The organism is Vibrio aerogenes, from assembly GCF_024346755.1.
Taxonomy (GTDB): Bacteria; Pseudomonadota; Gammaproteobacteria; order Enterobacterales; family Vibrionaceae; genus Vibrio; species Vibrio aerogenes.
Genome location: NZ_AP024861.1, coordinates 257,299 through 273,891, shown reverse-complemented (window position 1 = coordinate 273,891; position 16,593 = coordinate 257,299). Strand labels below are relative to the sequence as shown.

16 protein-coding genes and 1 pseudogene are annotated in these 16,593 nt (G+C 48.1%); 7 read left to right on the top strand and 10 right to left on the bottom strand.

The features are described from left to right. Positions 1-100: 100 nt before the first annotated feature. The 4 genes and pseudogenes from OCV29_RS01230 to OCV29_RS23620 all read left to right on the top strand — a co-directional run bounded on the left by OCV29_RS01230 (position 101) and on the right by OCV29_RS23620 (position 1,523). On the top strand, positions 101-286 hold the full coding sequence (locus OCV29_RS01230) for a SymE family type I addiction module toxin (protein WP_073601867.1): 186 nt from the start codon (positions 101-103) through the stop codon (positions 284-286). A gap of 195 nt (positions 287-481) precedes the next feature. Next, on the top strand, positions 482-1,063 hold the full coding sequence (locus tag OCV29_RS01225; protein ID WP_139281470.1) for a formylglycine-generating enzyme family protein: 582 nt from the start codon (positions 482-484) through the stop codon (positions 1,061-1,063). Positions 1,064-1,065: 2 nt separating this feature from the next. Further along, a pseudogene (locus tag OCV29_RS23625) lies at positions 1,066-1,266 on the top strand (hypothetical protein); the annotation flags it as partial. Continuing rightward, a complete protein-coding gene (locus OCV29_RS23620; RefSeq protein WP_139281473.1) occupies positions 1,203-1,523 on the top strand; it encodes a formylglycine-generating enzyme family protein in 321 nt (106 codons plus the stop codon). The pseudogene OCV29_RS23625 and the gene OCV29_RS23620, both read left to right, overlap by 64 nt. Before the next feature lie 77 nt (positions 1,524-1,600). Here OCV29_RS23620 and OCV29_RS01220 read toward each other — a convergent pair whose 3' ends face one another. From OCV29_RS01220 to metJ, 9 genes are all read right to left on the bottom strand, one after another. Further along, positions 1,601-2,257 (bottom strand): DUF2931 family protein, encoded by a 657-nt coding sequence (locus OCV29_RS01220; RefSeq protein ID WP_084193143.1) that lies wholly within the window; start codon positions 2,255-2,257, stop codon positions 1,601-1,603. 176 nt (positions 2,258-2,433) lie between these two features. Next, positions 2,434-3,240, bottom strand: coding sequence for a DUF2931 family protein (locus tag OCV29_RS01215; protein WP_073601868.1), 807 nt, complete (start codon positions 3,238-3,240; stop codon positions 2,434-2,436). A gap of 2 nt (positions 3,241-3,242) precedes the next feature. Continuing rightward, positions 3,243-4,073: a DUF2931 family protein gene (locus OCV29_RS01210; protein ID WP_084193145.1), complete on the bottom strand. Its 831-nt coding sequence runs from the start codon at positions 4,071-4,073 to the stop codon at positions 3,243-3,245. Positions 4,074-4,075: 2 nt separating this feature from the next. Next, on the bottom strand, positions 4,076-4,879 hold the full coding sequence (locus OCV29_RS01205) for a DUF2931 family protein (protein WP_073601869.1): 804 nt from the start codon (positions 4,877-4,879) through the stop codon (positions 4,076-4,078). Beyond that, positions 4,869-5,378 (bottom strand): hypothetical protein, encoded by a 510-nt coding sequence (locus OCV29_RS01200; RefSeq protein WP_261887350.1) that lies wholly within the window; start codon positions 5,376-5,378, stop codon positions 4,869-4,871. Before OCV29_RS01200 ends, OCV29_RS01205 begins: the two co-directional genes overlap by 11 nt. Further along, on the bottom strand, positions 5,335-7,191 hold the full coding sequence (locus OCV29_RS01195) for a DUF2235 domain-containing protein (RefSeq protein WP_261887349.1): 1,857 nt from the start codon (positions 7,189-7,191) through the stop codon (positions 5,335-5,337). Before OCV29_RS01195 ends, OCV29_RS01200 begins: the two co-directional genes overlap by 44 nt. Continuing rightward, entirely contained in the window at positions 7,188-8,000 is an 813-nt protein-coding gene (locus OCV29_RS01190; RefSeq protein WP_073601871.1) for a DUF4123 domain-containing protein, read from the bottom strand. The genes OCV29_RS01195 and OCV29_RS01190 overlap by 4 nt, the downstream gene beginning before the upstream one ends. Continuing rightward, the gene (locus OCV29_RS01185; protein WP_073601872.1) at positions 7,997-10,309 is read right to left on the bottom strand and encodes a type VI secretion system Vgr family protein; all 2,313 of its coding nucleotides are present in this window, start codon (positions 10,307-10,309) and stop codon (positions 7,997-7,999) included. Before OCV29_RS01185 ends, OCV29_RS01190 begins: the two co-directional genes overlap by 4 nt. 448 nt (positions 10,310-10,757) lie before the next feature. Next, positions 10,758-11,084 (bottom strand): met regulon transcriptional regulator MetJ, encoded by a 327-nt coding sequence (metJ, locus tag OCV29_RS01180; RefSeq protein ID WP_073601873.1) that lies wholly within the window; start codon positions 11,082-11,084, stop codon positions 10,758-10,760. 276 nt (positions 11,085-11,360) lie between these two features. Here metJ and OCV29_RS01175 point away from each other — a divergent pair, with 276 nt between their 5' ends. The 3 genes from OCV29_RS01175 to metF all read left to right on the top strand — a co-directional run bounded on the left by OCV29_RS01175 (position 11,361) and on the right by metF (position 16,109). Further along, a complete protein-coding gene (locus OCV29_RS01175) occupies positions 11,361-12,527 on the top strand; it encodes an O-succinylhomoserine (thiol)-lyase (protein WP_073601874.1) in 1,167 nt (388 codons plus the stop codon). Continuing rightward, positions 12,527-14,935 (top strand): bifunctional aspartate kinase/homoserine dehydrogenase II, encoded by a 2,409-nt coding sequence (locus OCV29_RS01170; RefSeq protein ID WP_073601875.1) that lies wholly within the window; start codon positions 12,527-12,529, stop codon positions 14,933-14,935. The genes OCV29_RS01175 and OCV29_RS01170 overlap by 1 nt, the downstream gene beginning before the upstream one ends. A 274-nt stretch (positions 14,936-15,209) precedes the next feature. Continuing rightward, on the top strand, positions 15,210-16,109 hold the full coding sequence (gene metF / locus OCV29_RS01165; RefSeq protein WP_073601876.1) for a methylenetetrahydrofolate reductase: 900 nt from the start codon (positions 15,210-15,212) through the stop codon (positions 16,107-16,109). An 85-nt stretch (positions 16,110-16,194) separates the two neighbouring features. On the opposite strand, the gene zapB is transcribed toward metF, so the two are convergent. After that, positions 16,195-16,437: a cell division protein ZapB gene (gene zapB, locus OCV29_RS01160; protein WP_073601877.1), complete on the bottom strand. Its 243-nt coding sequence runs from the start codon at positions 16,435-16,437 to the stop codon at positions 16,195-16,197. Between the last annotated feature and the right edge of the window lie 156 nt (positions 16,438-16,593).

Sequence of the window (16,593 nt, the reverse complement as noted above, 5' to 3'; positions counted from 1 at the left end):
ATAAGTCATTGATTTTATTTTCTACGCTTGAAAATAATAATTATTTTTACTGAATTTAGTTCATATAAAAATAAAAGAGGATAAATAACTATTCCTAAATATGTATCACCTACATGAACACACTGGCCGGGTTCAATCCCATGATGGTACAGACAATGAGGATGCCATTCCGATGATTCAGGTGACCGGCGGCTGGATGAAGCAGTTCGGTTTTGAAGTGAAACAGACGCTACGAGTGACGGTAAGTGAACGACGGATGTTAATTGAGGCTACAGATAAAGATTAAAATCTAAGAGCGGATCAGAGAATGATTATCTCTGATCATTTTCACTTATCTAAAAGATGGTCGCATCCACATCCTGAACCAAAATCACACCAATCACTGCAAATACTGATTTTTTACCCCCGGACTACATTTAAGCCACTGATTTCATTACAATTGAGCCCATCAGAAACACCAAAATAATCAGGATGATGCTCCATGAAACTCCGTTGGCTTTCCCTCTGTTTGCTACCACTGCTCGCAGCCTGCAACTCAAGTTCCGATCTCTCCGCCAGCAGCGAGAGTGTCTCTCAGCAGCAAATCGACACCATCATTAAAAATATTCAAACCCAGCACCCAAAACTTGACCATCAGCTGCAACAACAAATCCTTGATGTAGCAGTGAGGGCGATTGAGAATATGGTGTTTATCAAAGGTGGCAGCTTCATGATGGGGGACTTTCACGCGCCCTGTAACCCAAAAGATGTAAAGCGAATGGACTGGACGCCGGAGGCTAAATGCCTTAGTTCATTGACAAGCAAAAAAACAGGTGCCGACCATCTCCATAAAGTCACACTGGATAGTTATTCTTTATCGAAGTATGAAACTTCAATGGCAAATTTTGATACATATCTTCAAACATTAGGACAACCGTTCGATCAATATTTTGTTCAGTGGAAAGTTGATGGGAAACCGTTAAAGCACACGGATACATACTATCAAAAGTTCTATAAAAGGGCACAGCAGAAACCGACAAAAGTTAATGGTGGCCCCAAGCAAAAAATTATTGTACGTGGTTAAATACAATATCTAACTTACCATTTGATTTACCAACCGAAGCACAATGGGAATATGCTTCCCGTAGCATAGTAAAAATCTCTATTACGCTACTGACAATGGGTACCTACAATATCAAGATGGATTTTTCTATGATGAAAAAATCAACCATTACAGAGATTTCAAACCGGATGAATGGAATCACTCCACCGGCATCAATGACATAGGACAATGGCCCGCTAACCCTCTTGGCATTTTTGATTTATCAAACAACGTTAAAGAATGGGTTAATGATTGGTATTCATCTGATTATTACAGCAAATCTCCTGAACTAAACCCCAAAGGCCCTGAATCGGGAAAAGAAAAAGTCTATAGAGGTGATGATAAAACAATTGATCGTGGGCATTCGGTCCCACAATTAGACGGATACCACTATTATGGTATCCGATGTAGCCTGCAGCAAAGCACTCAACAATTACAGTAGTAATGCTATATAAACAATACGGCTGGTATCAAGTCGTATGACAATTTTCAGTTTAAGGGGGATTTTAAGGGCCATCCTTACTTCCCGGCTTGCTGTTTCAGCTTTCTTGCCTTACGTAAAGCATATTCACCATCTTTGTCGTAAGTATATACCCGCTCAAGCCTGTCCCACGGTACCGGGAACAAATCCACACCCAGAGCCTTCGCGCGGTCCTTGATTTCTTGGGTATAATACTTTCTCTGATAATATGCTTTATCAAATCCATTGCTGTCGGTTTTTCCTTCCATCAGAGGGGCTACTTCTCCGATATATTCAGGTACCCGACATCCCGTCAACCAGACTTTCGCTTGCCCATTGGGTAATAAACCGAACACAAATTGATTCAACGAACAATGCAGCTCTCTATTTCCCCAGTGACGAAGTTGTTGCATTTTTGCCACGATTTCCGGCGTAATATCAAACCGGGTAACAAAAAAGCGTTGATTCGCCAGCGACACCCAATACAGATAAATACTATCCGGGATACTTTTTTTCCTCGCCACTTGGGTCAGCATGGTATTAACAGAACCACTAATGGGTAAACCATATCCATCATATTTTGGGAAATGCTCCCGAACATGCTTTAGACTTGATCGACTCAAAGACTGGCTCCCGCCAATGGTTGGCGATGTCCAGTCTTCCACCTCACTAATACCATACGCCTGAGTGACAGAGACCGGATATAATGAGGACATACTGATATAAATATCCTAGGGAACTGCTCCTTTAGCCAACTTAGGCGCACTGTGACTATAGTGATATAGGGAGTATCCACCAACACTGATTACAACAATCAGTAAAACTATAATTTTCAGTTTTAACGGCACCTTAAATTCCATATGAATCAGAAGCTTGGTTTCACTCGACAACCTTACTTACCTGCCTGTTGCTGCTGTTTCAGCTTTCTCGCTTTACGCAAAGCTCCCTTTCCATCTTTTTGATAAAAATAGATCCGCTCCAGCTTTTCCCACGGTACCGGAAATAAATCGACTCCCAGCTCCTTAGCTCGCTCCTTGATATCTTGGGTGTAGTACATTTTCTGATAATACGCTTTATCAAAACCGTTGCTGTCTGCCTTTGCTTCCATCAGAGGGGCTACTTCTCCGATGTACTCAGGCACCCGGCATCCCGTCAGCCAGACTTTCGCCTGCCCATTGGGTAATAAACCGAACACAAAATGATGTAATGAACAGCTCTGTTTGGTTTCTCCCCAACGACGAATTTGTTGCATTTTTGCCACGACTTCCGGCGTGATATCAAACCGGGTAACAAAAAAGCGCTGATTCGCCAGTGACACCCAATACAGATAAATACTATCCGGGATACTTTTCTTACCCGACGCCTGAGTCAAAGTAGGATTGACAAAAGGGCTGAAAGGTAATCCGTACCCATCATATTCCGGAAAATTCTCCCTTAAGTTTTCAAGACTGGACAGACGCATAAACTGCCCCCCCCCAATGGTTGGCGATGTCCAGTCTTCCACCTCACTAACACCATACGCCTGAGTGACTGAGACCGGATATAATGAAGGCATACTAATAAAAATCTTCCAAGGGCTGGCCCCTTTAGCCAGTTTAGGGGCGCTGGCGTGATTGTGAGAGATCATAACCCCACTCACACCGGCCAGAATGATCAGTACAATGACAATTTTCAGTTTAAGAGGAATTTTAAGGACCATCCTTACTTCCCGGCTTGCCGTTTCAGCTTTCTTGCCTTACGCAAAGCATATTCACCATCTTTGTCGTAAGTATATACCCGCTCAAGCCTGTCCCACGGTACTGGGAATAAGTTAACCCCCAAAGCTTCAGCTCTCGCTTTAATATCTTTTATCATGGCTGAATCATGATAATCTTCTTTATTATAACCATTGGTATCCCGGTCTTTTTCCATTAGAGGGGCTACTTCTCCGATATATTCAGGTATCCTGCATCCCGTCAGCCAAACTTTCGCTTGCCCATTGGGTAATAAACCGAACACAAATTGATTCAACGAACAATGCCGTTCTCTGTTTCCCCAGCGGCGGATTTGTTGCATTTTTTTCACAATCTCCGGCGTAATATCAAACCGGGTAACAAAGAACCTTAAGTTCGCCAGTGATACCCAATACAGATAAATACTGTCCGGGATACTCTTTTTACCTGCCACTTGGGTCAGTACGGAGTTAACTGAGCCGCTTATTGGTAATCCATATCCATCATATTTGGGGAAATGTTCCCGAACATACTTCAACCCGGAACGCCGCATAAACTGTTTGCCCCCCATCATAGGAGACGTCCAATCTTCCACTTCACTGATACCATATGCTTGGGTGATGTAAACCGGGTATAACGAAGGCATGCTGATGTAAATATTCCAGGGAGCAGAACCTTTAGCTAACTTAGGTGCACTGTGACTATAGTGATATAGGGAGTATCCACCAACACTGATTACAACAATCAGTAAAACTATAATTTTCAGTTTTAACGGCACCTTAAATTCCATATGAATCAGAATCTTGGTTTCACTCGACAACCTTACTTACCTGCCTGTTGCTGCTGTTTCAGCTTTCTCGCTTTACGCAAAGCCCCTTTACCATCTTTTTGATAGGTGTAGATCCGCTCCAGCTTTTCCCACGGTACCGGGAACAAATTAACCCCCAAAGCTTCAGCCCGCTCCTGAATATCCTGAAAATAAAGTTTCTTATAGTGTGCTTTACCAAAACCACTGCTATCAGCTCTTGCCTCCATTTGCGGTGGTATTTCTCCGATATATTCAGGCACCCTGCATCCGGTCAGCCAGACTTTCGCACGGCCATTCGGTAATAAACCAAATACGAAATGATTCAGTGAACAATCTCGTTCACCCCAGCGATGGACCTGTTGCATTTTTGCCACAATTTCCGGCGTAATATTAAATTGGGTGACAAAAAATCGCTGATTAGCCAGTGATACCCAGTACAAATAGATACTGTCTGGAATACTTTGCTTACCCGACATTTGGGTCAGCGTTGTATTGACTGTGCGGCTAATAGGTAATCCATAACCATCATATTCTGGGAAATTTTTCCGAACATGTTTCAGGCTGGAGAGACTGAACGATTGGCTTCCACCAATGGTTGGTGATGTCCAGTCTCCTGCTTCACTTACACCGTATGCCCGGGTCACCAAAACCGGATATAATGAGGGCATGCTGATATAGAGATTCCAAGGTCCAGCTCCTTCAGCCAGCTTTGGTGCATAAGCAGTATCGTGATATACCACATAACCACCAACGCTGGCCGAAATAACTATCGCCAGTAAGATGCCAATTTTCAGTTTGAAAGGGATTTTAAGGACCATGATAATATTCTTTTCCTGCTAGCTCTGGGTGTTCCCGGTACAGTTTATCTGTCTCAATCTTCAGGTTAATTTCTTTAGCACACGGATATACAACTCTGTAATACTGATTCCGGGTTTTATCAAAATTTGGTTTATTGGCTATCCCAACCGCAGAGGAATGATGAATCAAATTTAATGCCATCAGATGGTTGAGTGTCTGGTGACTTTTCAGTGCTGCTAATACTTTCCCTTCACGGGCTACAGCTAACACTTGCTCTCCCATTGTCCCTAAAGGCAAAGGGGCAATTGCAGGGTTTTCCAGAGAGGAATATTCCATTGGAATTCTGTATAGAGGGGCATCCCACTTGATTTCATCAACATCTTTAACCGGCACGCCATGATATTCTGCCAGCCCATACATCAAACGCAGGTAGACCCGCGAAAGATAGCCATTCACCACTCGGCGGCAATAAAGTTTACCGATATGATGCCCCCCCAAAAATGCTGTTTGAATCCTCATAGCTGGTGACCTGTTTAAAGCCGGATCTTGGCCAGCCCAGCGCTTCTTCAGCCCGTTGTTTTTCTTCCAGCTTCTGGCGCACACCATATTCCGTTATATCCGAAAGCTCTGCAACCAATTGATTTTCATATACTGGCAGCAAATAGTCATCCGGCGAAATATTGTCAACTACGACACGGCGGCAATAGAGTCTGCCGATATAATGTCCAAACAAATAACTACTTGAACCGTCATAACTGATGACTTGTTCAAAACCAGATTTTGGCCAGCCCATCGTTTCTTTAGTCTGTTGCATTTCTTTCAGCTTCTGGCGCACACCATATTCCGTTATATCCGAAAACTCCGCAACTAACTGATTTTCATATATCGGATCATTTTGTTCAAAGCTGGCCGTCGCAAAATAGCCGCCGCCTAAATCTGAATGCGCACCCGGTAAAACATGCTCCTCAAAATGCCCGGCAGGGTTTACCTGATTCAGGCAAAAGTTATAGCGGTATTCAGTGGTGGGATTTGCGGTTAAATGTACGACTTTCTGTACCCGCTTAGGGTCCAGCCACAAGCGGCCGGGCAGATTTTTATTGTTATGGGGTAATCCGGTTGCTGCAACCGTATCAAACAGTCCGGCAAACATCACCTGACAATATTGATTGTCGGCCACATCAAATGCTGAACACAGATAAATTTTATCTCTTTTTAAAGCCCGCCGTAACCGCACCGAAAATTCACCAAACTTGCCATCCAGCACATAGTTAATAAAGCTACGGGCCGCAGCTGCACCACGGCTGAAGCCAAAGGCATCGATTTCAATCCTGTGAAAACCGTCAACGTATTCTCCATCTGACAGCTTTTCTTCTGCTGCCTCATAAATTTGCTTAAGCATTTTAGCAATGTTATCGATACCGTGTAACGCTTTGGCATCCACCCCATACTTTCCTTTTCCCAACCCCATCCCAACTTTTTCTGATTCATCTGCCGGGGCAATCGCGGTTTCATTACCGGTCCCAATCCCGGTAATATAAAGTGGATAGTTGACCACCTGAGTCTTTTGAACATAGTCATTTTGATACAAATCAAACAATTTCTGAACATTGGTTCGCTCATTACAGGCACTGCCACAATCGGCTTTAATCATTGATTTAGGTAACTGAAAACAAATATCTGTCAGTTCGCTTGCCGGTAACAGTTTGGCTGGTATATGTATTTTTTTCGATATCTCATCACGGGTCTGACTATCAAAAGCTTTCCAGTTTTTATAGTATTTCTCAAGCTGCTGCTTTCCCCAGTCCGCACTATAGGTATTATTCGCCGTACCATCAAAAAACATGCCCAGCCGCAGGGTGATGTAATTCGCGCCCTGTATTTTCATCACATAGCTGTTATCCGTGGCTAGTTTGAGTGTGCCTGCCTGACCTGCCCGGTGACGCTCCGGCAGGGTGTTCTGGGTTTTCCCTTTGGAGATCAAATCACCCATGGTAGCATTCTGCAGCTGACGTTCGCTTGCCTCATGACCGGTCGGGTTATCATCCAGCCACTGCTGCACCGGGTCATCGTCTGCCTGATTGGGGGTGCGTGCCTGCGCCTGTTTCAGCCATGGTTTTTTCTGCAAGCTGAGTGTCACCCGCCCCGGTGCTAACCCTTCCACCAACAGTGGCTGATCGCTGATTTCGATATCGTGTTTTTTGCCGCTGCCATCGGTCAGCGTGCCTTTGACTGTGTCAAAGCTCTGGTTGTGCTCATCCACCACTACCAGCTCAATCCAGTGGTCGTATTTTTCACACGTCGTGCAGTGACTGCCTGCGCCGGTTGCACTCATGCCTGATTCTCCTTATTGATTCTGTACAGGGTATTGCGTTCATCCGCGGTGAAATAAAACACATCGGCCAGTTGCTCTGCCGGGGTGTCGGTTTCCTGTGCCAGCGTGCTTAATGCCAGCAGTTCCGCTTGTGTATCGCTGTAATTCAGCTGTTGCGCCTGTTCCAGCGCACTCAGGATCAGGGCATACGGGTCATCGGGCTGATTCATGGTGGCGGGGATTTTCTCCCACCAGTAACGCTCCAGTGAACGGGCGTGCACATCGGTTTTGTACACCGGTTTTAAATGATGAGGCTGAATTTTCCACCAGGTGGCGGATTGCGGGGTAAAAGCAGCCTGTTCGCTGCGGTGATAACGGATTGGTGCCTTGTCTGCGATGCCGCACAAGCAAGACAAATTGCCCAGCAGTAAGTCCACTTCATCCTGTGCCATGGTTGCCAGCATCGGCAAGAGCACCTGCGGGTCATAAAACCGAAACAGCACTTCCTCACCATCCATGGCAGCCATCAGCAGGCTGCGCAGATGTGCCAGCATACCGGCATAGTCCGCCTGACTTTCAAGGCCAATGCCCTGACTGAGGATCTCAGCCGGAAGCTGGCAGGCGGTCTCAGCCCGGACCAGCCGGGGCGACATCGCCATCACCTGTGCAAAGGCCGGACCGGAGAATAAAACGCCGGTATCAGCCAGTGCCGCCTGAAGTGTTTCATGGGTTGCAGCATGTTGCTGTGCCTGCTCAAATGGCAGATACCCTGTGAGCCAGTAGCGGGATGAAGCGGGTTCGGCCAGCCAGAGGTGAATGGGTTGACTCATGCATCACCTCCGTTGGCGTAAGGGCAGGGTTTGACTGCTGCCGCATGTTTTTCTTCCGCATGTTTGAGGGCCTGTTTGGTGATTTTCGGCACATTTTCAGCCACCGTGGAAGCCGCCGCACCTGCTGCTGCCGCAACAGCTGAGGCCGCACTGCCACCCGCAGAAGCAGAAGAAGACGATCCACCCGCAGCAGACCCACCAGACGCGCCGCCACCGGATGACGAACCACCGCCGCCACCTCCTCCAGCGCCGCCGCCTCCGCCGCCGTTGGTCTGTTCAATTGCTCCGGTTCCGGCACTGCCGCCGCCGGAGCCACTTGGGTCGGTACCGCCACCGCCGCCACCTTTGGCGCTTTTCGGGCCTTTGATGTATTCAAGCTCATTAGGCAGCTCGGCCTCTTCTCCGGCATAACCGCTGCCACTGCCAGCGCTGCCGCCGGAGTTCAGGCCGACTTTCGCGCCTTTGAGCGACACACCGCCCGGATCGACTTTCACAAAGCTGCCACCGGCTTTCAGGGTCAGCTCATTTCCGGCTTCCAGCACCACGGTTTCACCGGCTTTGATGTGCACTTCTGTGCCGGTTTCATTCACCCACACTTTTCCGGCCTTGATATGCATTTCGCCATCAATCACCAGACTCTGATTACCGGTGATTTTCTCCCGGGTTTCTTCTTCCACCGTCAGATGACTGTCTTTTTTAATGTGCGTCCAGCGGTTGTTTTCAATCGTCAGGTGCCGGTCGTGTTTCACATGATGAATCTCATCATTCTCAGTAATGAGATCGGCATCTTTCTGCCCGTGGATAAAGATCTGCTCGCTGCCGGACTGATCTTCAAAACTCAGCTCGTTGTAACCTTCGCCCTGATGGGTTTCGGTGCGCAGCACGGTTTTGGTCTTGTTATCCGGCAACGCATACGGCGCTTTGTTACTGGCATGATAGGTTCTGCCCGTCACGATCGGCTGATCCGGGTCGCCGTTGAGAAAAGACACCACCACTTCATGGCCCACCCGCGGGATCATCACGGTGCCGTATTGCGGCCCCGCCCAGCCTTGCGAGACACGGATCCAGCACGAGCTTTGATCGTCGGTGTTGCTGTATCTGTCCCACGGAAAATGCAGCTTCACCCGGCCAAATTCATCACAGTAAATCTCTTCGCCGTCCGGGCCGACCACGGTGGCAATACACGGGCCGTCCACCTGCGGGGCAGGCTCCGGCATCGCGCGCCAGACTTTATCACCGGGGATGAGTTTAAACTGGTTCGAATAGGTGGTTGCACCGGCGCTGCTGCCTTCTTCCAGTGCCTGTGGCTGACTGCCCTGATGGCTGGACGCCACCACAATCCAGTCGCGGTTCATTGCCGGGTCAAAGTGGTCGCCGACATAAAAATGCAGCCCGGCCTGAAGGCGTGGCTGGTCACTTTTACCGGTCGCGGTGTGATATTCCCGGCGCAGGGCATCAAGGCGGATTTGGGTAAAGGCTTTGCCGTTGCCATCGTCTTTAAACCGGCCGGGATGGTCGAAGTATTCGTAGGTTTCCAGCTGGTTGATATTCACCGCTTCTGCGCTCTGCTGAAAGCTGTAGCCGGGCTTTTTGAAGCTGTAATCCTGCATCTGAATTTTATTCGACTGCGACTGATAATGCTCAGACAGCGAAGAAATATAAGGTAAGTCGCTCACGCCACCGGACAGGTTGTTGTACAGCACCGGCTCATCACGGGTCGGGAAACCTTCCGGATCATCAGTCAGCAGCAGAATATGTTTGTCTTTCTGGTGAATAAAGGCATACATGATCCCTTCTTCTGCGGCCAGCCGGTGGAAGAATTCCAGATCGGTTTCGCGGTACTGCACGCAGAATTCCCGCTTGGCACAGGTGCGTTTAATGCCGTCGATATAGTCGTTGATTTCCATCTCTTTCATCAGGATGGAGAGGATTTCCGGCACGGTTAAATCCTGAAAACTGCGGCTGTTGCGGCGCAGTGCCAGGCGCTCCAGCGACGGCACCAGCGTTAAAGTATAAAAAGAGTGATGATGGCCGGTGTCGCCACGGCTGAAGTTGCGGACAATCCCGTGCACCCGCTGGAGCACAAAGCCGTCACGGATCACTTCCAGCAGGGCAGTATGATCGACGATTTGCTCTGCCGTCAGCCCCGCGCTGCGACTGGCAAAATTAATCTGATAACGATAGCCGTAAACCGGGCTGCCCAGCCCGTCCGTCCCGGCGGAGATGGCATCGCAGCCCTGAAAATCACGCACAACCAGCGTGTCGTCTTCCACCCCGTCGATGGTAAGACGAAAACCTAACCCAGACATAATAATTACCTTATTTCTTCAGATTCTTGTTATTCAGTTGAAAACCCTTTACCCGAGTGTTCTGAAACGGCGTCATGCAGGTTGCTCAGGCAGAATTGTTATACCCAAAAGATCTGCGGATTCACACCGGAATACAAAGGTCAGATCGCTTGGGTATGATCACCAAGCGCTATGATACTGTTTCATATTTGTTCGCACACGGGCATTGAGAAAAAAGCGGCTAACGGAACAACAAAAAAGTGATATTTATTCCATTTATTTCAGCTATTTTTCTCTTATCTCAATTGCGGTCAATCAGATTGGTTATTTATTGTTCGGTGAGGCACGCTTTTATCGGGACAGACGTCCAGTCAACCAGACGTCCAGTCAATCATCACAAACAAAAACACCCGAATCACAGGTTCGGGTGTTTTCATCAATGGGGAGATCAAATACGCGGTCAGATGAGTCAGATCTCTTCTTCATCATAGGCTTCAAACTCAATGCCCATCTCAGTCATGATTGCTTTTGCTTCCGCGGGAATATCGTCAGGACGATCTTTTCTTAAATCTTCATCCGTTGGCAGTGGTTGCCCGGTGTATGCATGCAGAAATGCTTCACACAGAAGTTCACTGTTGGTTGCATGGCGCAGGTTATTAATCTGACGGCGGGTTCGCTCATCTGTCAGTACTTTCAGAACTTTCAGTGGAATCGACACCGTGATCTTCTTCACCTGTTCGCTTTTTTTCCCGTGTTCCGCATAAGGACTGATATATTCACCATTCCAGTCTGCCATCACTCATCCTCATTTATATCGTCCGGATACCTTGTCAGCAGGCGGCAATGATGCCAGTTAGTTTCAGGTATCGTGTCAATTCACTCGCAATTATCCCTGGTCACATCAGGGACGATGATTGTCCGACATTCTAGCTTTATTTACCGCTACAAGCAAAGACATATAGCCATCTGGATGTATTGACGTCTTCACATCATCACAGTAAAGTAGGCAGACTTCTCAAAAAACACTAAGATGCCTTAAAAAGCTGCTTTCATTGACAGGAAGGAATCCGTTATGACCTCTCGCAAACCTGCTACCATCGCCGTCCGGACCGGCATTGAGTCCGACACGCAATATCATGCGGTTGTTCCGCCCATTTACCTTTCCACCAATTATGGCTTTCCGGCCTTTGGTGAAGTGCCTGAATATGATTACACCCGGTCGGGCAATCCGAACCGTGGATTACTGGAAAAAGCACTTTATGAACTGGAAGGTGGTCAGGCCGCTGTGATTACCAACTGCGGCACGGCTGCGCTGAATTTATGGGTGTCCGCTTTCCTGAATCCCGGCGAGTTGTTACTGGCACCGAACGACTGTTATGGCGGCACATATCGTTTGTTCCATAACCGGGCACTGAAAGGTGATTTTAAGGTGAAGTTTGTCGACTTTTGTGATGATGCGGCCGTCCGGGAAGCCATGGCACTTAAACCGAAACTGATTCTGCTGGAAACGCCGTCAAACCCGCTGGTCAGAGTGGTCGATATCGAGAAGATTTGCCAGCAGGCTCACGCAACCGGTGCCAAAGTTGCGGTGGATAATACGTTCTTGTCTCCTGTTTATCAGCAGCCCATTTCTCTTGGTGCAGATTTCGTCATTCACTCAACCACCAAATATATTAACGGTCATTCCGATGTACTGGGTGGCGTCATTATCAGTAAAACAGCAGAAGATGGTGAAACTCTGGGCTGGTGGGCGAATTGTATCGGCGCATCCGGCACGCCATTCGATAGCTATATGACGCTGCGGGGCATCCGGACGCTGGGTGCGCGGATGCGCAGCCATGAAGAAAATTCTCAGAAAATTCTCGATTATCTTCTGTCGCACAAACTGGCCGGAACAGTGTATCATCCGGGGTTACCGACGCATCCCGGACACGAAATTGCGAAAAAGCAACAAAAAGGCTTCGGTTCAATGCTAAGCTTCGAGTTTGCTGGCAGTTACGACCAGTTAAAGAAATTCGTCAGCCAACTGCAATTGTTTTCACTGGCAGAATCATTGGGTGGCGTTGAAAGTCTGATTTGTCATCCGGCGTCGATGACTCACCGGGCCATGGATGATGAAGCCCTGAAGAACGCAGGCATTTCACAGCAATTGTTGCGTTTATCAGTTGGCCTTGAAGATGCCGGCGATCTGATTGCCGATCTTGATCAGGCATTTACTTACGCGCAGGAGGAAAATTAATGGTTACATCACGTCAGCTCCACAAGTTTGGTGGCAGCAGTCTTGCCAATCCGGAGTGTTATCGTCGTGTTGCAACGATTCTCAAAGAGTATTCAGAGCCTCATGATTTGATTGTTGTATCCGCCGCAGGAAAAACAACCAATCATCTGATTGCTTTTGCGGACTCACTTTCATCCCCCCATGACGCGCATGCGATTCTTAACGATATTCGCCAGTTTCAGCTTCATTTGATCAATGATTTGCTTGATGGCGAAGTGGCACAGGCACTGGCGGCACAGTTAAGTGATGAAATCAGTTATCTTGACTCTCTGACCGCCCCGCTGGATGACTATCAGCGTAACGCTATTCTGGCCCACGGAGAATCATGGTCATCCCGAATCATGGCAGCCCTGTTAAATCAACACGGCATGGTTGCTATTGCACAGGATGCGCGCACCTTTTTGCGGGCTCAGAGCGGAGCACAACCTGAAGTCGACCGGGCGAAGTCTTATCCGTTACTTCAGGAAATATTGGTTCAGAATGCCCACCAGCGGATTATTTTCACCGGGTTTATCGCACAGAACGATGCAGGTAAAACGGTACTCCTGGGGCGGAATGGTTCGGATTATTCAGCCACAATTATCGGCGCACTGGCCGAGGTTGAACGGGTGACCATCTGGAGTGATGTGGCTGGTGTCTACAGTGCAGATCCCCGAGTGGTTGAAGATGCCTGTTTGCTGCCTTTACTTCGTTTGGATGAAGCCAGTGAGCTGGCCCGTCTTGCGGCACCTGTGCTTCACAGCCGGACATTACAGCCTGTCGCCCAAAGTTCCATTGACCTTCACTTACGTTGCAGCTATCAACCCGAGTCAGGCTCAACACATATTGAACGGATTCTGGCTTCAGGACGCGGCGCAAAGATCATTACTTCGCTGGATGATGTGTTGCTGCTGGAAGTGCATTTTACCCAGGGGCACGATTTCAACCGCCAGCAAGCTCAGGTCACAGAGCTGCTGAAGCGGGAGCAACTGGCCCCGCTGGCAGTGGAACGGCAGGAAGACCACAGCCGGATACGTCTGGCTTATACCGCTGAAATGACCAGCGAGGTCATGCGCATCCTTCAGGAAAACATTGCGGATGCTGAGTTTTATATCAAAGGCGGATATGCCATGATCGCCGCCGTGGGAGCCGGAATTACCAAAAACGCCAACCACTGTTTCGGGTTTTATCAGCGACTCAAACAATCTTCACTGGAATTTATTGATTCACCTGAATCTGAGCTCAGTCTGGTGGCAATTTTACGTAAAACACCACTTCAGCCTCTGCTGACAATACTCCATTCCCAACTGTTTCAGGCCCATAAACGCGTGGCGCTTGCACTCTGCGGCAAAGGAAACATCGGTGCAAGCTGGCTGAAATTGTTTGCAGAGCAGAAGGAAGTTCTGGAAAAGCGCCGGGAAATGAATTTTGAACTGGTCGCCATCATTTCCAGTCAGGAATACTGGCTGGACGAAGACGGCATTGATCCGCTTCAGGCAGAAGCCCGCTTCAGTGAGCAGGCTAAACCCTATGAAGCGGATGAGTGGCTGCCGGCGCTGGGACAACTCAAAAATTATGATGAAGTGATTGTACTGGATGTCACCGCCAGCAAGAAAATGGCAGAACAGTACCTCGATATCGCCGGTTTGGGCATGCATTTGATTTCGGTGAATAAAGTCGCCGGAGCAGCCAGCAGTGAGTATTACTACCAGATCAAGGATGCTTTCTCAAAAATCGGTCGTCACTGGTTCTACAACGCAACGGTTGGTGCCGGCTTGCCGATTAACCATACCGTCAGGGATTTGCGGGAAAGTGGTGATGAGATTACCGCACTCTCGGGTATTTTCTCCGGCACTTTATCCTGGCTGTTCCAGCAGTACGACGGCATGATTCCTTTCAACGAGCTGATTGATCAGGCATGGCAGCAAGGCTTAACTGAGCCGGACCCGCGTCATGATCTCGATGGCTCCGATGTGATGAGAAAACTGGTGATTCTGGCCAGAGAATCCGGACTTGAGATTGAGCCGGATCAGGTCGTGGTTGAATCTCTGGTGCCGGACGAGCTGGCTGAACTCTCTCTGGATGATTTTCTTGATAAAGGCACGCTGCTCGATGAACAGCTGTCTCAGCGCCTTGCGAAGGCCCGTAAAGAAGACAAGGTACTGCGCTATGTCGCCCGGCTGGAGAAAACCGGTAAGGCAACTGTCGGCATTGAAGCATTGCCGCAGGAGCATCCACTGGCGAACCTGCTGCCTTGTGACAATATTTTTGCGATAGAGAGCAAATGGTATAAAGACAACCCGTTGGTGATTCGTGGTCCGGGGGCCGGGCGGGAAGTCACTGCCGGTGCGATTCAGTCCGATATCAACCGGCTTTCCGGCCTGCTTTAATAAATTTGAACATTTCCCTTCCTGCCGGGGCTGCCTATGCAGCGCCGGCTTTTTCCTCCTTTTCTCTGACAATTCTGCGCTTCATGGCAGACAGGCTATAATTTACCAGTCATCTGATGCGATCTTTTCTCTGGTTGAAAAACACTCACAATCAACATGAATAAAATTCAAGTTTAGCGCGTTGACATGAAGTGTATTAAAAGAGAATATTTGGACATATAGACGTCTAAACGCAAATAGACGGCGTACAGTCCATCATCAAGGGGAGAGGAAGATGGGATATACACATGCAGGCCACATTGATGCGCTCAACCAGAACATTGCAGAGCTGTCGGATGACATCAATGTCTCTTTTGAATTTTTTCCGCCCAGCACACCTAAAATGGAAGAAACGCTGTGGAATTCGGTTCACCGGCTGAAAGATTTACAGCCAAAATTTGTTTCTGTCACCTACGGGGCAAATTCCGGAGAGCGGGACCGGACGCATTCCATTATTAAAGAAATCAAAAGTCAGACAGGTTTGGTTGCAGCACCACATTTAACCTGTATTGATGCCAGCCGGGAAGAACTCTGCCACATCGCAGATGATTACTGGGAGAATGGCATTCATAATATTGTTGCTTTGCGTGGCGATATTCCACCGGGTGGTGGCAAACCGGAGATGTATGCAGCAGACTTGGTCACACTCCTGAAAGAACGTCATGACTTTGATATTTCAGTGGCTGCTTTTCCGGAAGTTCATCCCGAAGCAAAAAGCGCGCAGGCCGACTTACTCAACCTGAAACGTAAAATTGAAGCGGGAGCCAACCGTGCAATTACGCAGTTTTTCTTTGATATCGAATGCTATCTGCGGTTCAGGGATCGTTGTGCAGCAACAGGGATCGATGTGGAAATTGTTCCGGGTATTCTGCCGGTCAGTAATTTCAAACAGGCTTCACGCTTTGCTGCAATGAACCATGTCAAAGTACCGGGATGGATGGCAAAACAGTTTGAAGGGCTTGACGACGATCCAACCACCAGACAACTGGTCGGTGCCAGTCAGGCAATTGATATGATTCGGGTCTTAAGCCGCGAAGGCGTGAAAGATTTCCATTTCTATACCCTGAACCGGGCTGAAATGACTTACGCACTGTGTCATACACTGGGAGTAAGACCGGTTCAGCAAACCGCCTGAACCTAACCCTCTTCCTAACCTGCCAAAAATAAATGCCGGCGTCATGCCGGCATCAACGATCTGACCGGATGAGAGACTGAAAACGTTACTCGACATCTTCCATTTTTCCAAGCAAACCCCGGATGCGTTCCTGCCACACGGTTTGCTCTTTCTGAACATCTTCCACCCGCTGCACCAGCTGCTCTTTTTCAGCTTTCAGCCCGTTGGCTTCTTCTGTCAGCTTTTGCTTCTCTTCTTTCAGTTCTTCTATTTCCATCTGAAGCAAAGTAATGGTGTCTACAGCCGCCTGAACTTTCGCTTCTAACTTCTCTAATACTTCAAAAGACATATCCAGTAATATCCTATGTGGTCCGATACTTAAAAACTGCTCTATTCTACTCAGCCCTTGTACCATACACACGCCTTATCATGAAATATTTATACTGTTCGCTTAAAAAAGAGACGTGATTTGACAATAAACTAACTTTTTTACCCGGACATGAAA

What these genes read in the sequence shown, in the direction of transcription:
- OCV29_RS01215 (WP_073601868.1), bottom strand. Translation starts at nt 3,240, where the DNA reads ATGGTCCTTAAAATTCCTCTTAAACTGAAAATTGTCATTGTACTGATC.
- OCV29_RS01205 (WP_073601869.1), bottom strand. Translation starts at nt 4,879, where the DNA reads ATGGTCCTTAAAATCCCTTTCAAACTGAAAATTGGCATCTTACTGGCG.
- OCV29_RS01190 (WP_073601871.1), bottom strand. Translation starts at nt 8,000, where the DNA reads ATGAGTCAACCCATTCACCTCTGGCTGGCCGAACCCGCTTCATCCCGC.
- OCV29_RS01185 (WP_073601872.1), bottom strand. Translation starts at nt 10,309, where the DNA reads ATGTCTGGGTTAGGTTTTCGTCTTACCATCGACGGGGTGGAAGACGAC.
- zapB (WP_073601877.1), bottom strand. Translation starts at nt 16,437, where the DNA reads ATGTCTTTTGAAGTATTAGAGAAGTTAGAAGCGAAAGTTCAGGCGGCT.
- OCV29_RS01230 (WP_073601867.1), top strand. Translation starts at nt 101, where the DNA reads ATGTATCACCTACATGAACACACTGGCCGGGTTCAATCCCATGATGGT.
- OCV29_RS01175 (WP_073601874.1), top strand. Translation starts at nt 11,361, where the DNA reads ATGACCTCTCGCAAACCTGCTACCATCGCCGTCCGGACCGGCATTGAG.
- OCV29_RS01170 (WP_073601875.1), top strand. Translation starts at nt 12,527, where the DNA reads ATGGTTACATCACGTCAGCTCCACAAGTTTGGTGGCAGCAGTCTTGCC.
- metF (WP_073601876.1), top strand. Translation starts at nt 15,210, where the DNA reads ATGGGATATACACATGCAGGCCACATTGATGCGCTCAACCAGAACATT.
- OCV29_RS01225 (WP_139281470.1), top strand. Translation starts at nt 482, where the DNA reads ATGAAACTCCGTTGGCTTTCCCTCTGTTTGCTACCACTGCTCGCAGCC.
- OCV29_RS01200 (WP_261887350.1), bottom strand. Translation starts at nt 5,378, where the DNA reads ATGAGGATTCAAACAGCATTTTTGGGGGGGCATCATATCGGTAAACTT.
- metJ (WP_073601873.1), bottom strand. Translation starts at nt 11,084, where the DNA reads ATGGCAGACTGGAATGGTGAATATATCAGTCCTTATGCGGAACACGGG.
- OCV29_RS01220 (WP_084193143.1), bottom strand. Translation starts at nt 2,257, where the DNA reads ATGTCCTCATTATATCCGGTCTCTGTCACTCAGGCGTATGGTATTAGT.
- OCV29_RS01195 (WP_261887349.1), bottom strand. Translation starts at nt 7,191, where the DNA reads ATGAGTGCAACCGGCGCAGGCAGTCACTGCACGACGTGTGAAAAATAC.